Here is an 18473-nt window from a genome sequence, read left to right on the forward strand (position 1 = left end):
CCCCCACCGGCATTTCGGCTTCCGCCACGGTTGTTGAACGCAAACGGTGGAACGCCACTACGTCTGCAGCAACGCCGCGCGTGGCCGGGCTGTGGCGCGCATAAGGGCCCAGGCGCCTGCGGCGCACGCCCTCGCGGCCCAGCGTGGCTACGAGAGCGCCCGCAGGGTGCGTATCGAGACACGCGACCGTTTCATGCTCGCCGCCGCTGTTTGAGCAGAGCGCCCAAAGGGCGCGGCGCGAGTTCGGCGGCGGGGACGCGAGGGCGTGCGGCGCAGGGAATCCGGTAGGGGCGCGCAGCGCCACGACGGACGCCGTGCCAGCGCGCCACAGCCCGGCCACGCGCGGCGTTGCCGCGAGGAAGGGGCGTGTGACCGCCGGTGAGTGTCGAGACGCTCGTGCCCTCACCCCAGCCCTCTCCCAGAGGGAGAGGGAGCAAGGCGGGGAGCAGCCCTCCCCCGGAGGGGGAGGGGAAAGTCAAGAAAACCTATTTCGCGTGCGAGCGACGGCGCGGCGCCGACGGCAGTGGACGCGCCGGCTGGTCCGGCGACCGCGTCTCCGCCCACACCCACAGCAGCACGCCGCCCAGGATCATCGGCACGCACAGCCACTGGCCCATGGTCATGTTGAAGGCCAGCACGCCCAGGTGCGCATCCGGCTCGCGGAAGTATTCGGCGATGAAGCGCATCACGCCGTAGCCCACCAGGAACACGGCGCTCACCTGCGCGGGCTTGCGCTCCTTGCGGGCGTAGAGCCACAGGATGATGAACAGCAGCACGCCCTCGAGCAGGAACTGGTAGACCTGCGAAGGATGCCGCGGCAACGGGCTGCCGCTTTGCGGGAACACCATGCCCCAGGGCAGCGCCGGGTCCGAAAAGCGTCCCCACAGCTCGCCGTTGATGAAGTTGCCGACCCGCCCGGCCGCCAGGCCCAGCGGGACGCAGGGCGCCACGAAATCCATCACCTGCCAGAACGGCTTGCCGCGCGAGCGCGCGAACCAGTACTGCGAGGCGATCACGCCCAGCATGCCGCCGTGGAAACTCATGCCGCCTTGCCACACGAACAGGATCTGCAGAGGGTTCGCCAGGTAGAACTCCGGCTTGTAGAACAGGCAGTAGCCCAGCCGGCCGCCCAGCACCACGCCCAGCACGCCCAGGAACAGCATGTCCTCGACGTCCTTGCCGCTCCATTCACCCGAACCCTCCACCGAGGCGAACGGTTCGTGCCGCAGCCGGCGGTGGGCCAGGAACATGAACAGGCCGAAAGCCGCCAGGTACGTCAGCCCGTACCAGTGCACGGCCAGGGGCCCGATCTGCAGCGCGACCGGATCGATCTTGGGGAATGTGAGCATGGGCCGCTATTCTGGCGCAGCCGAGGGGTGCGCGGGGGCGGCGGCGCGCACGGGCTTCTCCACCCGCCCGCGGACGAACGCAACGAATCGTTCCAGCGCCGGCGTGGCGCCGGCCCAGGCCAGGCTGGTTTCGCAGTCGGGCACCGAGGCCGCGGCCTTGCCGCCGAGCTGGCGGTAGGCCACGCCGCCGCGCTGGAACTGGCGCACGCTGTCGGGCACCCAGGCGATGCCGAGGCCCGCCGACACCAGGTTGACGATGGTCTGCATCTGGATGGCTTCCTGCACCACCTGCGGCTCGCGCCCCGCCGCGTGGTACATCGCGAAGATCGCATCGTGCAGCGAGGGCACGATGCGCCGCGGAAAAGTGACCAGCGGCTGCCCCAGCACGGCCGCCAGCGGCAGCCGGGCCGCTTGGGCCAGCGCGTGGCTCTCCGGCAGCGCCAGCACCAGCGGCTCGCGCGCGACGCGCAGCAGTTCCAGCCCGGCCGGGGCAAAGCCCGGGGAGTGCAGCAGCAGGCCGGCATCGATGTCGCCCTGCGCCAAGCCCTGCAGCTGGACGTCGCCCGTGGCTTCGATCAGGTCGAGCTGGACCCGCGGATGCTCTTCACGGAAGGCGCGCACCCAGGCCGGCAACACCGTGAAGCCCACGGTCGACACGAAGGCCAGCCGCAACCGCCCGATCTCGCCCGCTGCCGCCGCCCGCGCCTGTGACGGCAACGCCTGCGCGCGCGCCAGCAGCTCGCGCGCCTGCGGCAACAGCGCCTCGCCCGCCGCCGTCAGCGCGACGCTGCGCTTGGTGCGGTCGAACAGCCGCACGCCCAGCAGCCGTTCGAGCTGGGCGATGGCCTGCGTCAGGGGCGGCTGTGTCATGTGCAGGCGCCGCGCGGCGCGGCCGAAGTGCAACTCTTCCGCCACGGCGGTGAACTGGCGCCACAAACGCAATTCGATGAGGGGTTCGCTCATACGCCGTACATATTAATGCGGGTCCAAAGATGGATTGGAAACAATCAGGCCGGCGGCGCATACTCGGCGCTCGTTTCGCACCACACCCACCGAAAGAGCCAGCCGCCATGGACAGCAAGCCCATCCAGATCAACCGCCGCAGCGCCAACATCACCGAGGGCAAAGCCAGGGCGCCGAACCGCTCGATGTACTACGCCATGGGCTACCAGGAAGGTGACTTCCGCAAGCCGATGGTGGGCGTGGCGAACGGACACAGCACCATCACGCCGTGCAACAGCGGCCTGCAGAAGCTGGCCGACGCGGCCATCGCCGGCATCGAAGAGGCCGGCGGCAACGCCCAGGTGTTCGGCACGCCGACCATCAGCGACGGCATGGCCATGGGCACCGAAGGAATGAAGTATTCCCTGGTGAGCCGGGAGGTGATCTCCGACTGCATCGAGACCTGCGTGCAGGGCCAGTGGATGGACGGCGTCGTCGTGGTCGGCGGCTGCGACAAGAACATGCCCGGCGGCCTGATGGGCATGCTGCGCGCCAACGTGCCGGCCATCTACGTCTACGGCGGCACCATCCTGCCCGGCAAGTGGAAGGGCCAGGACCTGAACATCGTGAGCGTGTTCGAGGCCGTGGGCCAGAACGCCGCCGGCAACATGAGCGATGCCGACCTGCGCGAGATCGAGATGCGGGCGATCCCGGGCCCGGGCTCCTGCGGCGGCATGTACACCGCCAACACCATGTCGTCCGCGTTCGAGGCGCTGGGCATCTCCCTGCCCTATTCCTCCACCATGGCGAACCCGCACGACGAGAAGCAGAACTCGGCGAAGGAGTCCGCGAAGGTGCTGGTCGAAGCCATCAAGAAGGACATCAAGCCGCGCGACATCGTCACGAAGAAGGCGATCGAGAACGCCGTGGCGGTGATCATGGCCACCGGCGGCTCGACCAACGCGGTGTTGCACTTCCTGGCCATCGCGCACACGGCCGGCGTGGACTGGACCATCGACGACTTCGAGCGCATCCGCAGGAAGACCCCGGTGCTGTGCGACCTGAAGCCCTCGGGCAAGTACCTGGCGGTGGACCTGCACCAGGCCGGCGGCATACCGCAGGTCATGAAGGTCCTGCTGAACGCCGGGCTGCTGCACGGCGACTGCATCACCATCAGCGGCCAGACCATCGCCGAGGTGCTGAAGGACGTGCCGGATGCGCCGCGTGCCGACCAGGACGTGATCCGCCCGATCACGAACCCGATGTACGCGGAAGGCCACCTGGCCATCCTCAAGGGGAACCTGTCGCCCGAGGGCGCGGTTGCGAAGATCACTGGGCTGAAGAACCCGGTGATCACCGGTCCGGCGCGGGTGTTCGACGACGAGCAGTCGGCGCTGGCGGCCATCCTGGCCGGCAAGATCGTGGCGGGCGACGTGATGGTGCTGCGCTACCTGGGGCCCAAGGGCGGCCCGGGCATGCCGGAAATGCTGGCGCCCACGGGCGCGCTGATCGGCGCCGGGCTGGGGGAAAGTGTGGGCCTGATCACGGATGGCCGCTTCTCGGGCGGAACCTGGGGCATGGTCGTCGGCCACGTGGCGCCGGAAGCGGCGGCGGGCGGAACCATCGCCTTCATCCACGAGGGCGATTCGATCACCATCGACGCGCACCAGTTGAAGCTGGAACTGAACGTGCCGGAAGCGGAGATCGAGAAGCGCCGAGCCGCCTGGACGGCGCCGGCGCCGCGCTACACCCGCGGTGTGCAGGCCAAGTTCGCGTTCAACGCGGCCAGCGCCAGCAAGGGCGCGGTGCTGGATCTGTACTGACCGCTGGGGTTCGCATGCGGGCTCACCGCCAGCTACGGCGCTGAAGAGAGGCGCCTAGCGGCGCTTCTTGGGGCCCATGCCCAGGGCCTCGCGGCTCTTGTCGATGCGCGCCTTCCGGCGCGCGTCCTCTTTTTCCATCTGCTTTTTCTTGGTGTAGCCCGAAAAGTCGGCCCACCACCACCAGATCACCGCCAGGCCGAACGGCGCGAGAACCACCCACCACGGCCACTCCGTCGGCGGGCCGACTTCCATGTATTTCATGAACAACAGCATGCAACCGAGAATGAGCAGATACATGGAACCCCCAGAATGCGAACTTTTGCGGCAGGCGGCCAGGTCAACCCCGGTCCGTACAATGCCGTTGAAGGAATGTAACCCAACCACTTGAAGGTCCCAATGATGAAGCAAGCCCTGCTGGCCCTCGCCGCCGCCGTCGTGGTCTCCACGCCGGCCCTGGCGGACCAGGCCCTCGCGCAAGCCAAGAACTGCATGTCGTGCCACGCCGTCGACAAGAAGCTGGTCGGCCCCTCGTACAAGGAGGTCGCCACCAAGTACGCCGGCCAGAAGGACGCCGTCGACAAACTCGCCGGCAAGATCGTCAAGGGCGGTTCCGGCGTCTGGGGTCCCGTGCCCATGCCGGCCAACGCCCAGGTGAGTGAAGCCGAAGCGAAGAAGCTGGCCGCCTGGGTGCTGACCCAGAAGTAAGCCACCTGGCTCCGGAGAAAAACCCGCTCGCGAGCGGGTTTTTCCTTTTCGGCCCGCCTACATGCCTGCGGCCAGGAAGCCGCCGTCCACCGCCAGGGTGGTCCCTGTGACGTAGCGCGCGGCCGGGGAAGCCAGGTAGACCGCGGCACCGGCCAGTTCGTCGAGCTCGCCGAAGCGGGCCATGGGGATGCGCGAGAGCGCCTTGGTCTTGCGCTCGTCCGTCATCACGTCCTTGTTCAGGTCGGTCATGAAGAAGCCGGGCGCGATGGCGTTGACCCGCACGCCGCGGCCGGCCCATTCGGACGCCAGGGTCTCGGTGAGCGCTCGAACGCTGTGCTTGCTCATGCAATAGATGCCGTTGCGCGCGAACCCCCGGAACGACGCCAGCGAAGCGATGCTGATCACGCAGCCGCTGCCCCGCGCCAGCATGTCCCGCCCGAACCAGGTGCTGGCGAACCAGACGCTCTGGACGTTGGTGTTCATGATCCGCGCATAGTCGGCTTCGTCGTAGTCCTCGGCGGCCTTCAGGCTCATCACGCCCTGCGCGTTCACCAGGATGTCGGGAACGCCACCCGCCTGGGCCACGTCGTCGACCAGCGCGCGGAGCGCTTCCATGTCGGTCACGTCGACTGGAAAGGTCCGGGACTGCGCGCCGGCCGCCCGCAACTCCGCGCTGGTTTGCTCCAGGACCTCCGGCCGCCGGCCCGCCACATGCACATCCGCCCCCGCGTCCGCCAGGCCCAGCGCGATGGCGCGGCCGATGCCGGTGCCGCCGCCGATCACCAGCGCCTGTTGGCCCTTCAGCCCGAATCGCTGTTGCAAGGTCATCGCGTGTCCATTCTCAAGATCAAGACGAAGCCCGCCCACCGGCGATGAGTTCCGCCTTGGCCCGCACCAGGCCAGCCGACTGACCGGACTCCAGGAAGGTCTTCAGGTCGCACAGGACGATGCTGTAGCCTTCCACCGTATTCACGAGTTCATCGATCCTGCCCCGGGTGGACAGGCTGAATTCCGCGGAGACCCGCGTTCCGCCGCCCGCGTGATCGACGAACGTCAGGCGCAGCTTCGTGCCGTCGGACCAGGTGAGCGCGATGAGGCGCGGTGACTGGAGTTCGTCGGCCGTCACCGTATCCTCGACGCCTGGCACCATGAACCGCCAGGTGGCCGATCCCTGGGCGACCAGCGGGGCGCTGGCGGATCCCAGCCAGAACCGGCTGATCTTCGCCGGATCGACGAACGCGTCGAAGGCCTCCTTCGGACTGCACCGGATCAGCTGCGAAACCGTGGCCGTTGTGGTGCCCATCGCCGGTCAGAGCTTTTCGGCCAACTGTTCCAGGATCGCCGGGTTCTCCAGCGTGGTGATGTCCTGCGTGATCGCCTCGCCCTTGGCGATGCTGCGCAGCAGACGCCGCATGATCTTGCCGCTGCGGGTCTTGGGCAGGTTGTCGCCGAACCGGATGTCCTTCGGCTTGGCGATCGGCCCGATCTCCTTGGCCACCCAGTTGCGCAGCTCGTTGGCGATCTGCTTGGCCTCTTCGCCCGTCGGGCGCGAACGCTTCAGCACCACGAAGGCGCAGACCGCTTCGCCGGTCAGGTCGTCGGGGCGGCCGACGACTGCGGCTTCCGCCACCAGGTCGGTCTTCGACACCAGCGCCGACTCGATCTCCATCGTGCCCAGGCGGTGGCCGGAGACGTTCAGCACGTCGTCGATGCGGCCCGTGATGCGGAAGTAGGCGTTGTCGGCGTTGCGCACCGCGCCGTCGCCGGCGAGGTACAGCTTGCCGCCCATCTCCTCGGGGAAATAGCTCTTCTTGAAACGCTCCGGATCGCCCCAGATGGTGCGGATCATCGAGGGCCAGGGCCGCTTGATCACCAGCATGCCGCCCGAGCCGTTGGGGATGTCCTTGCCGGCCTCGTCCACGATGGCAGCCATGATGCCCGGCAACGGCAGCGTGCAGGAGCCCGGGACGGTGGGCGTGGCGCCTGGCAGCGGCGTGATCACGTGGCCGCCGGTCTCGGTCTGCCAGAACGTGTCGACGATGGGGCAACGCTCACCGCCCACATTGCGGTGGTACCACATCCAGGCTTCCGGATTGATCGGCTCGCCGACGGTCCCCAGGATGCGCAGCGAAGAGAGGTCCCAGTTCTTCGGGTGCACCTTCTCGTCGGTTTCGGCGGCCTTGATCAGGGAGCGGATCGCCGTGGGCGCCGTGTAGAAGATGCTGACCTTGTGCTTCTCGATCATCTGCCAGAAGCGGCCGGCGTGCGGGAAGGTGGGGATGCCTTCGAAGATCAGCTGCGTGGCACCGGCCGCGAGCGGCCCGTAACAGACGTACGTGTGGCCCGTGATCCAGCCTATGTCGGCGGTGCACCAGAAGAGGTCTTCGGGGCGGATGTCGAAGGTCCAGTCCATCGTGAGCTTGGCCCACAGCAGGTAGCCGCCGGTGGAGTGCTGCACGCCTTTCGGCTTGCCGGTGGAGCCGGAGGTGTAGAGGATGAACAGCGGGTGCTCGGCGCCCACGGGCTCCGGCTTGCATTCATCCGACTGGCCCGCCAGCGCCTCGTCGAAGGTCTTGTCACGGCCGGCGACCATGTTGCAGGGCGTCGCGGTGCGCATGTAGACCAGCACGCTCTTCAACGTGTCGCAGCCGCCCATGGCGAGTGCTTCGTCGATGATGGACTTGAGGCCCAGTTCCTTGCCGCCGCGCATCTGGAAATTGGCCGTGATGACCGCCACCGCGCCCGCGTCGATGATGCGTTCCTGCACCGACTTGGCCGAGAAGCCGCCGAACACCACGCTGTGGGTCGCGCCGATGCGGGCGCAGGCCTGCATCGCGACCACGCCTTCCACGCCCATGGGCATGTAGACCAGGACGCGGTCGCCCTTCTTGATGCCCTGCGCCTTCAGTGCGTTGGCGAACCGGCTCACCTTGGCGAGCAGTTCCTTGTAGCTGATGCGCGTCACGGTGCCGTCATCGGATTCGAAGACGATGGCGGTCTTGTTCTCCGTGGGCGTGCCGATGTGCTTGTCGAGGCAGTTCGCGCTGGCGTTGAGCTCGCCGTCCTCGAACCACTTGTAGAAAGGCGCCTTGGACTCGTCGAGCGTCTTCGTGAACGGCTTGTTCCAGACCACGTTCTCGCGGGCGAGGCGGGCCCAGAAGCCTTCGAAATCCTGCTCGGCCTCCTTGCACAAGGCCTCGTAAGCCGGCATGCCGGAGATGCGCGCCGCCTTGACGATCGCCTCGCTGGGCGGGAAGACGCGGTTTTCAACCAGGACCGATTCGATGGCGCTCATGCTTTGTCTCCGACAGAGGTTTGGAATTCGGCCGTAATGTCAGATTTCCCTCTTACAAGCCACTGACTGGCACGGGCCTTACAAATCCAGGGTTCCCACACTGCGGGAATCTACAATCCCGGCCAACCGTGTAAACCCGCCCGGCGCACCCATCTCCCCCAATGCAAAAAGACCCCATTCTCGGCACCGCCTCACCGCTGCGCCCGCTGCCCAACCTGATCTTCGCGAGCCGCTGGCTGCAGTTGCCGCTGTACCTGGGCCTGATCGCCGCGCAGGCGGTGTACGTGGTGCACTTCCTGATCGAGTTGTGGCACCTGATCGAGGCCGCCGCCGGCAGCCAGACCGCGCTCGCGCAACTGGTGGCCAGCATCGGCTACAAGAGCACGATCCCGGTGGTGTCGCTGAACGAGACGATCATCATGCTGGTGGTGCTGGCGCTCATCGACGTGGTCATGATCTCCAACCTGCTGATCATGGTCATCGTCGGTGGTTACGAAACCTTCGTCAGCCGCATGGGCCTGCAGGGCCACCCCGACCAGCCCGAGTGGCTGAGCCACGTGAATGCGTCGGTGCTCAAGGTGAAGCTGGCCACGGCCATCATCGGCATCTCGTCCATCCACCTGCTGAAGACGTTCATCAACGCCGACAACTATTCGGACCGCGTGCTGATCGCGCAGACCGCGATCCACATCGCCTTCCTGCTGTCGGCCATGGCCATCGCCTACACCGACAAGATGATGTCGAGCATCGCCACGGGCCCGGCGAAGCACTGACGACCGCGGAGCCGTCGAACCACTAGTTCTGCTTGACCGGGTGGAACAGCAGCGGCGCGTCGCCACGCCGTCACACCATCCGGTCGGGCCGCACCCACTCGTCGAACTGCTCCGGCGTGACGTAGCCCAGCGCCACGGCGGCTTCGCGCAGCGAGGTGCCCTCCTTGTGCGCCTTCTTCGCGATCTGCGCGGCCTTGTCGTAGCCGATGTGCGGGTTGAGCGCCGTCACCAGCATCAGCGAGCGTTCGACCAGTTCCGCGATGCGCTCGCGATTGGCGGTGATCCCCACCGCGCAGTGGTCGTTGAAGCTGGCCATGCCGTCGGCCAGCAGCCGCATGCTCTGCAGGAAGTTGTGCGCGATCATGGGCCGGAAGACGTTCAGCTCGAAATTGCCCGAGGCGCCGCCGAAGTTGATGGCGACGTCGTTGCCGAAGACCTGGCAGCAGAGCATGGTCAGGGCCTCGCTTTGCGTCGGGTTCACCTTGCCGGGCATGATGGACGAGCCGGGTTCGTTCTCGGGGATGGAGATTTCGCCGATGCCGCTGCGCGGGCCGCTGGCCAGCCAGCGCACGTCGTTCGCGATCTTCATCAGGGAGGCGGCCAGCGTTTTCAAGGCGCCGTGCCCATGCACCAGTGCGTCCGCGGCGGCCATCACCTCGAACTTGTTGGCGGCACTCATGAGCGGCAGGCCCGTCAGGCGGGCCAGTTCCTCGGCCACCTTGTCCGCATAGCCGGGCGGCGCGTTCAGCCCGGTGCCCACCGCGGTACCGCCCAGGGCGAGTTCGCAGAGGTGCGGCAGCGCGGCGTGCAGATGCCGGTCGGCCTGCTCCAGCTGCGCGGCGTAGCCGGAGAATTCCTGGCCCAGCGTCAGTGGCGTCGCGTCCTGCAGGTGGGTGCGGCCGATCTTGACCACGTCGGCGAATTCCACGGCCTTGGCGGCCAGCGTTTCGCGCAGGCGTGCCAGCGAAGGCAGCACCCGGTTGCGGATGCCTTCCACGGCCGCGATGTGCATCGCCGTGGGGTACACGTCGTTGGACGACTGGCTCTTGTTGACGTCGTCGTTCGGATGCACCTTGCGGCCGTCGCCCCGGGTGCCGCCCAGCAGTTCGCTCGCCCGGTTGGCCAGCACCTCGTTGACGTTCATGTTGGTCTGGGTGCCGGAGCCGGTCTGCCAGACGACCAGCGGAAATTCTTCGGCGTGACGGCCCGCCAGCACTTCATCGGCCGCCGCCACGATGGCCGCCGCCTTCTGCTGCTCGAGCAGGCCGAGCAGGTGGTTGACGACGGCACTGGCGCGCTTCACCTGCACCAGCGCGCGGATCAGTTCCGCCGGCTGCCGCTCGCCCGAGATGGCGAAGTTCCGCAGCGAACGCTGGGTCTGGGCGCCCCAGAGCCGGTCGGCCGGGACTTCGATCGGCCCGAAAGTGTCGTGTTCGATGCGATGGGACATGGTGGCTCCGAAGCCACTATAGGTCCGTTCGGTACGCCCGTGCGCGGAACCCGAAGAGCGCACGTTTTCGGGCCGCAACCGCGGCGAACGGCCGCTAACGCAGCACCATGTTGCACTGCTCGCCGGGCGCGACGTCTTTGTGGACGCGGCAGGCGATCACGGCGTCGGAGCGGCAGCCGCGCGCGGCCCGGTCCCAGTTGCGGGCCGCCATGTCTTTGGCGCCGAGCTTTTCCGCGGATTGCGCCTCCTCCATGTAGACCCGGCAACGCCGCGCCGCGCTTTCCTGGCTGCCGTTCACCTTGTGGATGGCGTTGAGGACCTCGTACCCCATGGCAGCGGTGACGCGGTCGGCGCCGCTGGAATCCTGCGACTGGGCTTGAACCAGAGAGGTGGCGAACAGAACCGCGGCGAGCAGGAATCGGGCTTGCATGGGACCTCCGGCGTCTGCGGGAAGGATAGCTCAGCAGCAGCCCCGCGAGCGCCCCCGTTGGAAGCAGACAGTGCGAACTGGCGCCGAAGGCCAAAAAGTTCCGCCGTGCGGGCGCAAGCGTGCCAGGCGCAAGCCTGACTACAGGGTGCCGAGGGTGGCGCCTACAAACGATGGAAAGCACGGCTCCGACCATGGATTGACCCGATTTCAGGAAAGAACCATGTCGTACCGATCAGGCACCCACCTCGTTTCATTGACCGCTCTCGCGATCCTGGTGGGCGCCTGTGGCGGAGGCGGAGGTGGCGGCGACGGCGGGTCCGCTTGCACACCGTCAGCGACCGTCCAGCTGTCCTATGCCGACTACCGGGTTCCCGCTTCGCAATCTTCGTTCGCCAGCGGAAACGAGTGGTTCGCCAGCCTGGAACGGGTGGGCTTCAACCCCCGTTTCAGTGAAATCTGCGGCGCCGGCACGGCTTTCCGAGTGATCAGTGGGCGCCTGCCGGCCGGCGTGACGCTCGACAGCACCACGGGCGTGATCTCCGGTTCGCCCACGGAGACCGGCAGCTTCAACCCCACCATCGGCATGCGCGCGAGCGGGTTTGGCGGCGAAGCCACCCGTACCCTGAACTTCGTGGTCGACGATTTTGGGATCTTCTATCCATCGACCGGAACCGGGGATGCGCGAGTGGGAACGCCGATTGCGGCCCTTTCCCCCACCCTGACCGATGCGCTCCAGAGCGACAGCACCGCCATGCGTGACGTCAGCAACGTCAGGCGCGGCTCCCTGCTGCCCGCGGGCACCACGACCGCCTACGCTGTCACGAGCGGTGCCCTGCCCCCCGGCGTCACACTCGACCCGGGCACTGGCCGCGTGTCGGGGACGCCCGCGCTGGCCGGGAGCTATTCCGCGACCGTGGAGCTGCTCGCGACCAAGGACGGCTTCACGCAATCGAGTGCGCAGGATGGTTCTCTGAATTTCTTCGTCTCCAACTGACGGGGTTGGGACGGGCGGTCGCCGGACTGCTCATCGATTGAGGCACCGGGATGCTCGGACCGTCGGCGCCTCGCTCAGCAGCGTTTGGGATAATGGAGAACACCTCCAACGCCCGACCATGACCACCTCCATCCGCCAGGCCGACCTGATCGAATCCGTCGCCGCCGCGCTGCAGTACATCTCGTAAGTCAGCAATCAGTGGAAGCGTCAGCCCAAGCGGCTTGGGCCAGCGTGTCGCGCAGCGTGCTGATGGTGTGCAGCAGCGTGCGTATGCCCTGCTCTTTCGACAAGTTCGTGGTCATGGCCGCGACCGATGCCTGGCCAGCTGTAGGGCTCGACTCGCTGGTTGGCCGAGGTTCAACAGGTCACTCCGCACAAAGCAGCGCCTAGCCTCTTATGTAGTTCGCGTTGCAACACAGCTTCGCCATGCAGCCAGTTGCGGAAGGCCGATAGACCCGGGTCCTTCTCGCGTATCAGCCTATAAGCCAGATACCAGCCTTCGTATTTCCGATCAACGATCCGAAATGGGGTGACAAGACGGCCCGCTGCCAGCGCCTCACTGACATATGGGAGTTGCGCGACCGCGACTCCTACACCATCGAGGGCAGCCTGAATTGCCATCATAGAGCTTTCGAACGAAACCTCATTAGCCGGCTGAATCGGTGCGCTCAGGCCTGCCGCTTCGAACCACCAAGACCATTGCTCGCGCAAGTGAGGCGCGACGATCAGGGTCGCCGTGTGGAGATCGCGGGGGCGGAGCAAGCCTGCTGCAATTGAGGGCGTGCAGACTGGTACCAACGTCGAGGGGAATAGCTCTTCGGCAACATAGCCAGGCCAACTACCTTGGCCGCGACTAACAGCACATGTCCAATCATCACGCAGCGGAAGCATTGCACCGCCGGTCGCGACGCGGACCTCAATGTTGGGATGGTTGCGATTAAAGCTTGTCAAGCGCGGAATCAGCCAGTGCAAAGCAAGCGTCGGCGCGACTCCAATGGTGAGCACCGGACCGGCCTGCATCGAGGCCACCTGCTCAGAGAGCCGGGCGATCGCATCGAAGGCTTCGGTCAGGCCGGGCTGGAACGACCGCCCCTGATCCGTGAGCTCGAGCCTATTGGCATGACGGTGAAACAGCGCGAACCCGAGGTGTCTTTCCAGCAGCCGCACCATCTGGCTCACCGCCGCTTGAGTGACATTCAACTCCTCCGCTGCTGCCTTGAAGCTGCCATGTCGTCCAGCCGCTTCGAAGGCTCGCAAGCCGTTCAAGGAGGGCATCTGGCGAGACATCAGTACCCCAAGTTAAAGTTTGGTTAACCGCGAGAAATTCGCGTTTGCTCCGCTAGTTTATCCGCCTCATACTATTCGGCAAGGACGAGATTTTCTGTGCGTCAGATGGATCTTGGTCCCAAGCCACCGTTGCCTTGTTGGTGGGGACGGGTGCCGCGAGGGCCAACACACGACTCCAGCAGTACGGCCCGAAGAACACCCGAACCCAACTGCTGAAATTGGCTGACGGTCTGACAAATGTGGATATCACCAGGAGACGTTCAACGTAATTCATTGAGACTGGCAGTACAAACGATCAACGCCAATCGTGTTCAACACTCTACCGAGCACGGTCCGGGAAAACATTAAATGATGAAGATAACGAATCTCAAAATTGGCGCCGCGGCGCTAGGAGTCCTTTGCATGCTTCAGGTAGGTCCGGCTATAAGCCAAGAAAAGCGTGGCGCGATTCCGCACGCTCCGCTGCTGAAGACTCTAGTACCCCGCACAGAGAATTTGGAGGTCGCAGTCTACGAGGCGGAATATGCTCCGGGTGGGATCAACCCGCGACATCTCCATCCGGCGGCGATAACATTCCATGTCGTGTCAGGGACAGGTATTTGGCAGGAAGAGGGGAAGCCGCCAGTAACTCTGCATGCTGGAGAAAGTTTGTTTGTTCCCGCCGGCACGATCCATTCCCACTGGAATCCAAGCACTACAGACCGCCTGCGGTTCCTGGAGTTCATCGTGGCTGAGGAGGGCAAGGGTCGTTCCATTCTCGCCCCGATAAAGAAGTAGGTTCCGGAGAGTTTGATTCCGTCCGTACAAGGTCGTCGCGGGCAAACAGTCATCTTCGGCTATTGACGAGAACGGCACCGCTCGAAGTGGTGCCGCTGCATCGCCCCGCCCTGCCGACCAGACGTGGAGCAGTGCGGGCAGCGGACTGTCGGCAATGCTAGGTGTCCGTCGGCGATGCTGTCCTTGTGCGATTGGGACTTTGACACTCCCGCTCGCGTTGCCCTCATCTTGTCCCGAGTGCAAGCGGAGTGTGACCGCCCCAGCTTGGCCTCGCGGCTGTTCTCTTCGCACGCCTTGATTTCGACGTTGCCGACCGCGTAGTCGCCCAAGTCGTCCTTTCGGGCCATGCAGAACTTGCCCCGTCCGTTGCCACGAAGGTGCAGGTTGCCGCTGTCGATCCAAACCTGCAGCCACTCCTCAAAGGTCATCGTGACTTGGATGTGATGGCCGTTTCGGTCCGGCTTGCGACGTGCCTGCGTCTTCTTCTGTACGTTGTATGCGTCGCGCAGCTTGCGCAACTCCTGATCCGTCAGCTTCATGCTGATCTCCTTTTGATGTCGGCCTACGCTGGGCCGAACTCCAGTCTGCGTTCGCAGCTGCTTCCTCGCAATATTTACTTGGGGCGGCCGGTCTGCAGTGCGGCCTGTGCGTCAATGCAGCGCCATGGTGACGTCTGGCAGCCCCATGGCGCGACGATCAACATTGCGCGTGAGGTGTTGCTGCATATGTGCGTACGGCGTATATGGCAACGGAGCGCTGGCGTGCTCGCGCTCCGATGACCTATACACCGAAGAGGCTGGTCGTTCTTGGTCGAGCGGCCTCTTCGAACGTTTGCACTAGTAGGGCCGCGCCTTCCACGCGACCTCGCCGAGCCAAGTGCCGCTGTACGTGCCAGCGAGGGACCTAAGCACGAAGCCTCCCTTGGGATCAGCTTCCACATAGCAGTAGCGCTTGCGCTCCCTCTCCGAGAGACCCTGAGACAAAGACCTCAAAGCACCACTCGGCAGCTGCTTCTTAGCGGACCGCTTCGACAGAACCCTGGCGCTCTGCATCGGACCATCACCGGCGCCAGTAAACACCTCAGGATTTGCAAGACATTGACGCTCCATCGTGCGGGCATCATCTTCCCTGCTGAAGCAGATCACAAAGCCCTTCGTCCGATCGGTCTTGTAGCCTCCGACAAAGAACTGCTCCCATCCCGCGACCCAGCGTCCCACGCGCAGGAGAGTGTCGGTATCCGCAGCAGGAGCCCACTCGGCGGAACCATTCACCATGAAGACGAAACCCCGCAGCCGCCAGGAACTGTCATCCTCCAGATCACGAGGACGCGGAAGTTTCACCGCCCCCACGGCAAGGTCAGGACGGCACTTGTAGTAGAGCTTCTTGAACGCAGTCTCCATGTTCAGACTCCTTCGCTTGCGTCAAGAATCGGCAGGCTGGAGGGAGACATTTCCTCGCGGCTCAAGACATCCTTGTAGACGCGGAACGCAGCGCGTCGGACCGCCCCCACAACGGAGTTGTCGTGTTGCACGACACCATTGATAAGCAGTTCACCAGCCGCCGTGTAAGTCGCAAGCAGCACGAACTGCTTGTCCACGCCCTTTCGGAAAACACTCGACATGCCCATCGGCTTCACGCGACCGACGACGTGCGCGGAGAGCTTTCGGTCTTCCTCCGCGATCTTGTTTGCGCGCTCTTCCTTCTGGATCTTTTGCACTTCGGCAAGTTGCGTTTCGAGCTTCCCCACGGGAATGATCCCACGACGAATCCGCTCGATTCCATGATTAGCCTTGACCCAGGCGGCGAACTCGGACGCCGGGACTTCGTGCTCATGCGCTCGCCAGCACACCGTCGAATACACGTGCACAAGGCGGCGGTCTTCTTCACCGAACATCGCCTTCACGGCAGCAGAGAAGACCGCCTTATCGGTCATCTTCTTCACAGGCCTATCCATAAAACCCATCTCAACGAGCCTGTTCGACAGCGCGAGGATCATCAGCTCGCGCACAACCTGAGTCCGTTCGTTCTCAATACGAGCGGCATAGGCGTAAGGACCGTCTCCGATCAACTTGTACAGGGCTTCGTGTCCTCGACGAACAGCACCCTCGATAGAATCGTGGATTTCCCGTTGATCAACGGCCCAAGTGGCAATGCACGCCTTCAAGTACGTGAGGTTTCGGGACTCGATAGCGGCATCAAGCGCCGAGTGAGTCGCGGCAGCGGTGTCACTCGCCTTGCTGATCACGTGCATGGCCTCGGCGACGAGCTTCTGCCGTCGCTTGTCGATCCTGACCTTCGGAGCGGAAGGCGCAGTGGTGGCCTTCCGGCGCGAGGACACTTGGCTTTCGGTGGACGTAGCGGTCATCATTTCCTTTCAGTTTGATGGCGCCGGGACTGCGACAGCAGCCTCGACGGCGCCACGGGTCGTATTGAAAGGAAATGAGCGCCGCAACTCTAGGAACACTTAAGATGTGGGGCACATTTTTTTGCCCCACTCCGATGAAGCCCGTCCCCTGGAAAGTGCGAAGGACCGATCTGTCAGTGGATGGCTACGTCGCGACAGACCCGCCACGGATGAAAGCGACAATGCTGTTCTTCGAGTACCTGCGCCTCAGCCCCAGCTATGGGCTTGCAAAGCGAGACGTCAAGGGCCTGTTGGATCCGGAATGCACTCTTCCTTCCTACTTTTCCGAAGTACAAAGCACATACGCACTCTTGGGTGACGTGCATCGAGTTCTTTTTCGCCTCTGGTGGCGCCAGCGAGGAATCAAGGCGTTCGGCATGGCAGTACCAAAGGGTGGCGAGCCAGCACAGCGGGCAGCAGGAGTTGCCAATCCTGTTCTTTCCTTCGAAGGAGATCGCTTCCGATGGCACGACGTCTACCGGGGACTTCGTGTCCTGACGTTTCGGGTAGCAAGACCAGACTGGGAACTTTGGCGAATCGGGGCAATGTCGGAAGTGGGGTACGACACAACGCGCGACAAGCGAGAGCGGATCAGACTGGACCCGCGGGGTCCGAGGGAGGTATCGGGCCCGGAGGAAGTGGAGGCTCGAGAGATTGTTACGAAGGCCACCATTCGAGCGCTGCAACGAGCAGAAGCGCGTGCGGAGAACGCGGCGCGTGGCCACTTTCCTTGCGATGATCAAGTAGATCACTCTCTGTTTAACTACCGGATGCTCCGCAAACGCAAACAGGCGCTCCACAGATGGGAGAAGTCGGAGATGGATCGGCTGTTGGCTTCGCAACTCGCCACCGACAATCGAGCGAACGAGTGACAGCATTCATTCGGCCTGCTTCTGTTTGCACCGCAGCTACATGAATAGCGCTTGATCTAGCAAGTGGCAGAACGCATCCTCCATCCGCGTCGCAGACACGGAATCACAGGATGCACGTCACTCAGATCAACGATGCGTACGTTTTCGAGTACCTGGAGTTGGTAGCCGTCGGCGCTACTCACGAAGAAGCCGTAGCGCAGATCGCACAGTCCAATGAAGTCGAGCCTTCGCAGGTGGAGATCGAATGCGGTTCGCATTAGGCCGCGTAGTCGCTACCCGCAACTGCCTCAGTCACTTAGTCGCAATTGGAGCAAGCGCCCTCCCCTACTTGGAGCGGCACCAGCGCGGAGACTGGGGCAATCTGGGAAGCTCAGACAAGCAAGCAAACGAAGAAGCGGTGCTTCACGGTGGAAGGCTTCTCTCCAAGTACCTTCTCAAAGACGGAACGCCAATCTACGTGATCACAGAAGCAGACCGCAGCTACACGACGGTCATGCTGATCGGGGATTACTAGATCAGTCTGCAAACGGTGTCATTCTTTTCTTGATCCGCCGCGCAGATGAACCAATCCTCTGGCATACGGCAATTGCGCCGCATTCCAATGGAAGAACGAAATGTCCAAGGTCAAGACGCTCCCCGCTGCGCAAGCTGACTCCCGAGGCTTCATGGCCGCGCTCGGCAAGCTGGCGCAACCCTTCACCAAGCCCGAGGCGCCGGCCGATCCGGTCGAACGCATGCGTGCCAAGTTCGCCGGCCACGTGGACGCCACGCTGAAGGCCATCGGCGAAGGCGCTGAGAAGGGCAAGTGGTTCCGCAAGCAGCAGGACGGCTCGTTCGTCCTGAGCTTCCGCAACGCCAACTCGGCGCTGACGCTGAACGGCGCCAAGCAGTTCCAGGTCGCCGATTCGGACGCCGCCACGAAGCTGCTGGAAGCTGCCAAGACGGCTGCTGCTGCAGGTGAGTTGGACGAGGCCTTGAAGGCCACTCAGCGCAAGCCGCCTGTGCGCAAGAAGAAAGAAGCCACAGCGAGTTAACTGCTCCCTTTCCTCCTTCGCCCAGATCCGTTTCGGGTAGGCTGCATTGGCAGCTTATCTGCTACGGATCTCCTCTTTGCCTGCGTGTCCGTCCTTTCAAGGACCAATCACCAATAGACAAAGCCGTAGGGTGAAGAGGATGAACGAGAAGGAACTTAGAAGCACCAGGAAAGATTCCTGAAGACTCCTTGACCTACGACAACCACCTGACTGAACCGCCCCGGGATTTGAGGAGGCTCCTTCGATAGAGTATGGAGCCATATGAGGAAGTCACCCAAGTTCTCCCCCGAGGTCGTCGAGCGTGCCGTGCGCATGGTTTTCGACGCCAAGGACCAGTA

Annotated in this window: 20 protein-coding genes; 8 read left to right on the forward strand and 12 right to left on the reverse strand. The window is 64.2% G+C overall.

The features are described from left to right. Window positions 1-485: 485 nt before the first annotated feature. Entirely contained in the window at window positions 486-1349 is an 864-nt protein-coding gene (gene lgt, locus FN976_RS28285) for a prolipoprotein diacylglyceryl transferase (RefSeq protein ID WP_145897374.1), read from the reverse strand. A 6-nt stretch (window positions 1350-1355) separates the two neighbouring features. Further along, a complete protein-coding gene (locus FN976_RS28290) occupies window positions 1356-2312 on the reverse strand; it encodes a LysR family transcriptional regulator (RefSeq protein ID WP_145897377.1) in 957 nt (318 codons plus the stop codon). 107 nt (window positions 2313-2419) lie between these two features. Between FN976_RS28290 and ilvD the strand changes: the two genes are divergently transcribed. Then, window positions 2420-4114 (forward strand): dihydroxy-acid dehydratase, encoded by a 1695-nt coding sequence (gene ilvD / locus FN976_RS28295; RefSeq protein ID WP_145897379.1) that lies wholly within the window; start codon window positions 2420-2422, stop codon window positions 4112-4114. Window positions 4115-4168: 54 nt separating this feature from the next. Here ilvD and FN976_RS28300 read toward each other — a convergent pair whose 3' ends face one another. Next, entirely contained in the window at window positions 4169-4411 is a 243-nt protein-coding gene (locus tag FN976_RS28300) for a TIGR04438 family Trp-rich protein (RefSeq protein WP_145897381.1), read from the reverse strand. Between the two features lie 102 nt (window positions 4412-4513). On the opposite strand from FN976_RS28300, the gene FN976_RS28305 reads away from it, so the two are divergent. Further along, window positions 4514-4819, forward strand: coding sequence for a c-type cytochrome (locus FN976_RS28305; protein ID WP_145897408.1), 306 nt, complete (start codon window positions 4514-4516; stop codon window positions 4817-4819). 57 nt (window positions 4820-4876) lie between these two features. On the opposite strand, the gene FN976_RS28310 is transcribed toward FN976_RS28305, so the two are convergent. Genes FN976_RS28310 through acs form a run of 3 tightly spaced genes read right to left on the reverse strand, consistent with a single transcriptional unit; the run spans window position 4877 to window position 8114 of the window. Beyond that, complete coding sequence (locus FN976_RS28310; protein ID WP_145897382.1) at window positions 4877-5647, reverse strand: SDR family NAD(P)-dependent oxidoreductase; 771 nt, start codon at window positions 5645-5647, stop codon at window positions 4877-4879. 19 nt (window positions 5648-5666) lie between these two features. Beyond that, window positions 5667-6122 (reverse strand): SRPBCC domain-containing protein, encoded by a 456-nt coding sequence (locus FN976_RS28315; RefSeq protein ID WP_145897385.1) that lies wholly within the window; start codon window positions 6120-6122, stop codon window positions 5667-5669. Window positions 6123-6128: 6 nt separating this feature from the next. Then, complete coding sequence (acs, locus tag FN976_RS28320; RefSeq protein ID WP_145897387.1) at window positions 6129-8114, reverse strand: acetate--CoA ligase; 1986 nt, start codon at window positions 8112-8114, stop codon at window positions 6129-6131. 161 nt (window positions 8115-8275) lie between these two features. Here acs and FN976_RS28325 point away from each other — a divergent pair, with 161 nt between their 5' ends. Then, window positions 8276-8887: a YqhA family protein gene (locus tag FN976_RS28325; RefSeq protein WP_145897389.1), complete on the forward strand. Its 612-nt coding sequence runs from the start codon at window positions 8276-8278 to the stop codon at window positions 8885-8887. A 70-nt stretch (window positions 8888-8957) separates the two neighbouring features. Here the strand turns inward: FN976_RS28325 and fumC are convergent, their stop codons facing one another. Beyond that, entirely contained in the window at window positions 8958-10337 is a 1380-nt protein-coding gene (gene fumC, locus FN976_RS28330) for a class II fumarate hydratase (protein ID WP_145897391.1), read from the reverse strand. Window positions 10338-10431: 94 nt separating this feature from the next. Further along, entirely contained in the window at window positions 10432-10767 is a 336-nt protein-coding gene (locus FN976_RS28335) for a hypothetical protein (protein ID WP_145897393.1), read from the reverse strand. 253 nt (window positions 10768-11020) lie between these two features. On the opposite strand from FN976_RS28335, the gene FN976_RS28340 reads away from it, so the two are divergent. Next, entirely contained in the window at window positions 11021-11761 is a 741-nt protein-coding gene (locus FN976_RS28340) for a putative Ig domain-containing protein (RefSeq protein WP_186511267.1), read from the forward strand. A gap of 357 nt (window positions 11762-12118) precedes the next feature. On the opposite strand, the gene FN976_RS28345 is transcribed toward FN976_RS28340, so the two are convergent. After that, window positions 12119-13036 carry a LysR substrate-binding domain-containing protein gene (locus tag FN976_RS28345; RefSeq protein ID WP_018079660.1) on the reverse strand — a complete coding sequence of 306 codons (918 nt, stop codon included), beginning with the start codon at window positions 13034-13036 and terminating at the stop codon, window positions 12119-12121. 414 nt (window positions 13037-13450) lie between these two features. Between FN976_RS28345 and FN976_RS28350 the strand changes: the two genes are divergently transcribed. Further along, window positions 13451-13825, forward strand: coding sequence for a cupin domain-containing protein (locus FN976_RS28350; protein WP_038059358.1), 375 nt, complete (start codon window positions 13451-13453; stop codon window positions 13823-13825). 59 nt (window positions 13826-13884) lie between these two features. Here FN976_RS28350 and FN976_RS28355 read toward each other — a convergent pair whose 3' ends face one another. The 3 genes from FN976_RS28355 to FN976_RS28365 form a co-directional block, all read right to left on the reverse strand. Next, entirely contained in the window at window positions 13885-14364 is a 480-nt protein-coding gene (locus FN976_RS28355) for a hypothetical protein (RefSeq protein ID WP_145897396.1), read from the reverse strand. 297 nt (window positions 14365-14661) lie between these two features. Continuing rightward, window positions 14662-15225 carry a hypothetical protein gene (locus FN976_RS28360; protein ID WP_145897398.1) on the reverse strand — a complete coding sequence of 188 codons (564 nt, stop codon included), beginning with the start codon at window positions 15223-15225 and terminating at the stop codon, window positions 14662-14664. A 2-nt stretch (window positions 15226-15227) separates the two neighbouring features. Next, complete coding sequence (locus FN976_RS28365) at window positions 15228-16193, reverse strand: hypothetical protein (RefSeq protein WP_145897400.1); 966 nt, start codon at window positions 16191-16193, stop codon at window positions 15228-15230. A 218-nt stretch (window positions 16194-16411) separates the two neighbouring features. Here FN976_RS28365 and FN976_RS28370 point away from each other — a divergent pair, with 218 nt between their 5' ends. From FN976_RS28370 to FN976_RS28380, 3 genes are all read left to right on the forward strand, one after another. Beyond that, a complete protein-coding gene (locus FN976_RS28370; protein WP_145897402.1) occupies window positions 16412-17101 on the forward strand; it encodes a hypothetical protein in 690 nt (229 codons plus the stop codon). Window positions 17102-17211: 110 nt separating this feature from the next. After that, the gene (locus tag FN976_RS29080) at window positions 17212-17361 is read left to right on the forward strand and encodes a hypothetical protein (RefSeq protein ID WP_186511272.1); all 150 of its coding nucleotides are present in this window, start codon (window positions 17212-17214) and stop codon (window positions 17359-17361) included. Window positions 17362-17715: 354 nt separating this feature from the next. Further along, the gene (locus FN976_RS28380) at window positions 17716-18135 is read left to right on the forward strand and encodes a hypothetical protein (RefSeq protein ID WP_145897406.1); all 420 of its coding nucleotides are present in this window, start codon (window positions 17716-17718) and stop codon (window positions 18133-18135) included. Window positions 18136-18473: the final 338 nt, after the last annotated feature.

The organism is Caenimonas sedimenti (assembly GCF_007833165.1).
Classification (GTDB): domain Bacteria; phylum Pseudomonadota; class Gammaproteobacteria; order Burkholderiales; family Burkholderiaceae_C; genus Ramlibacter; species Ramlibacter sedimenti.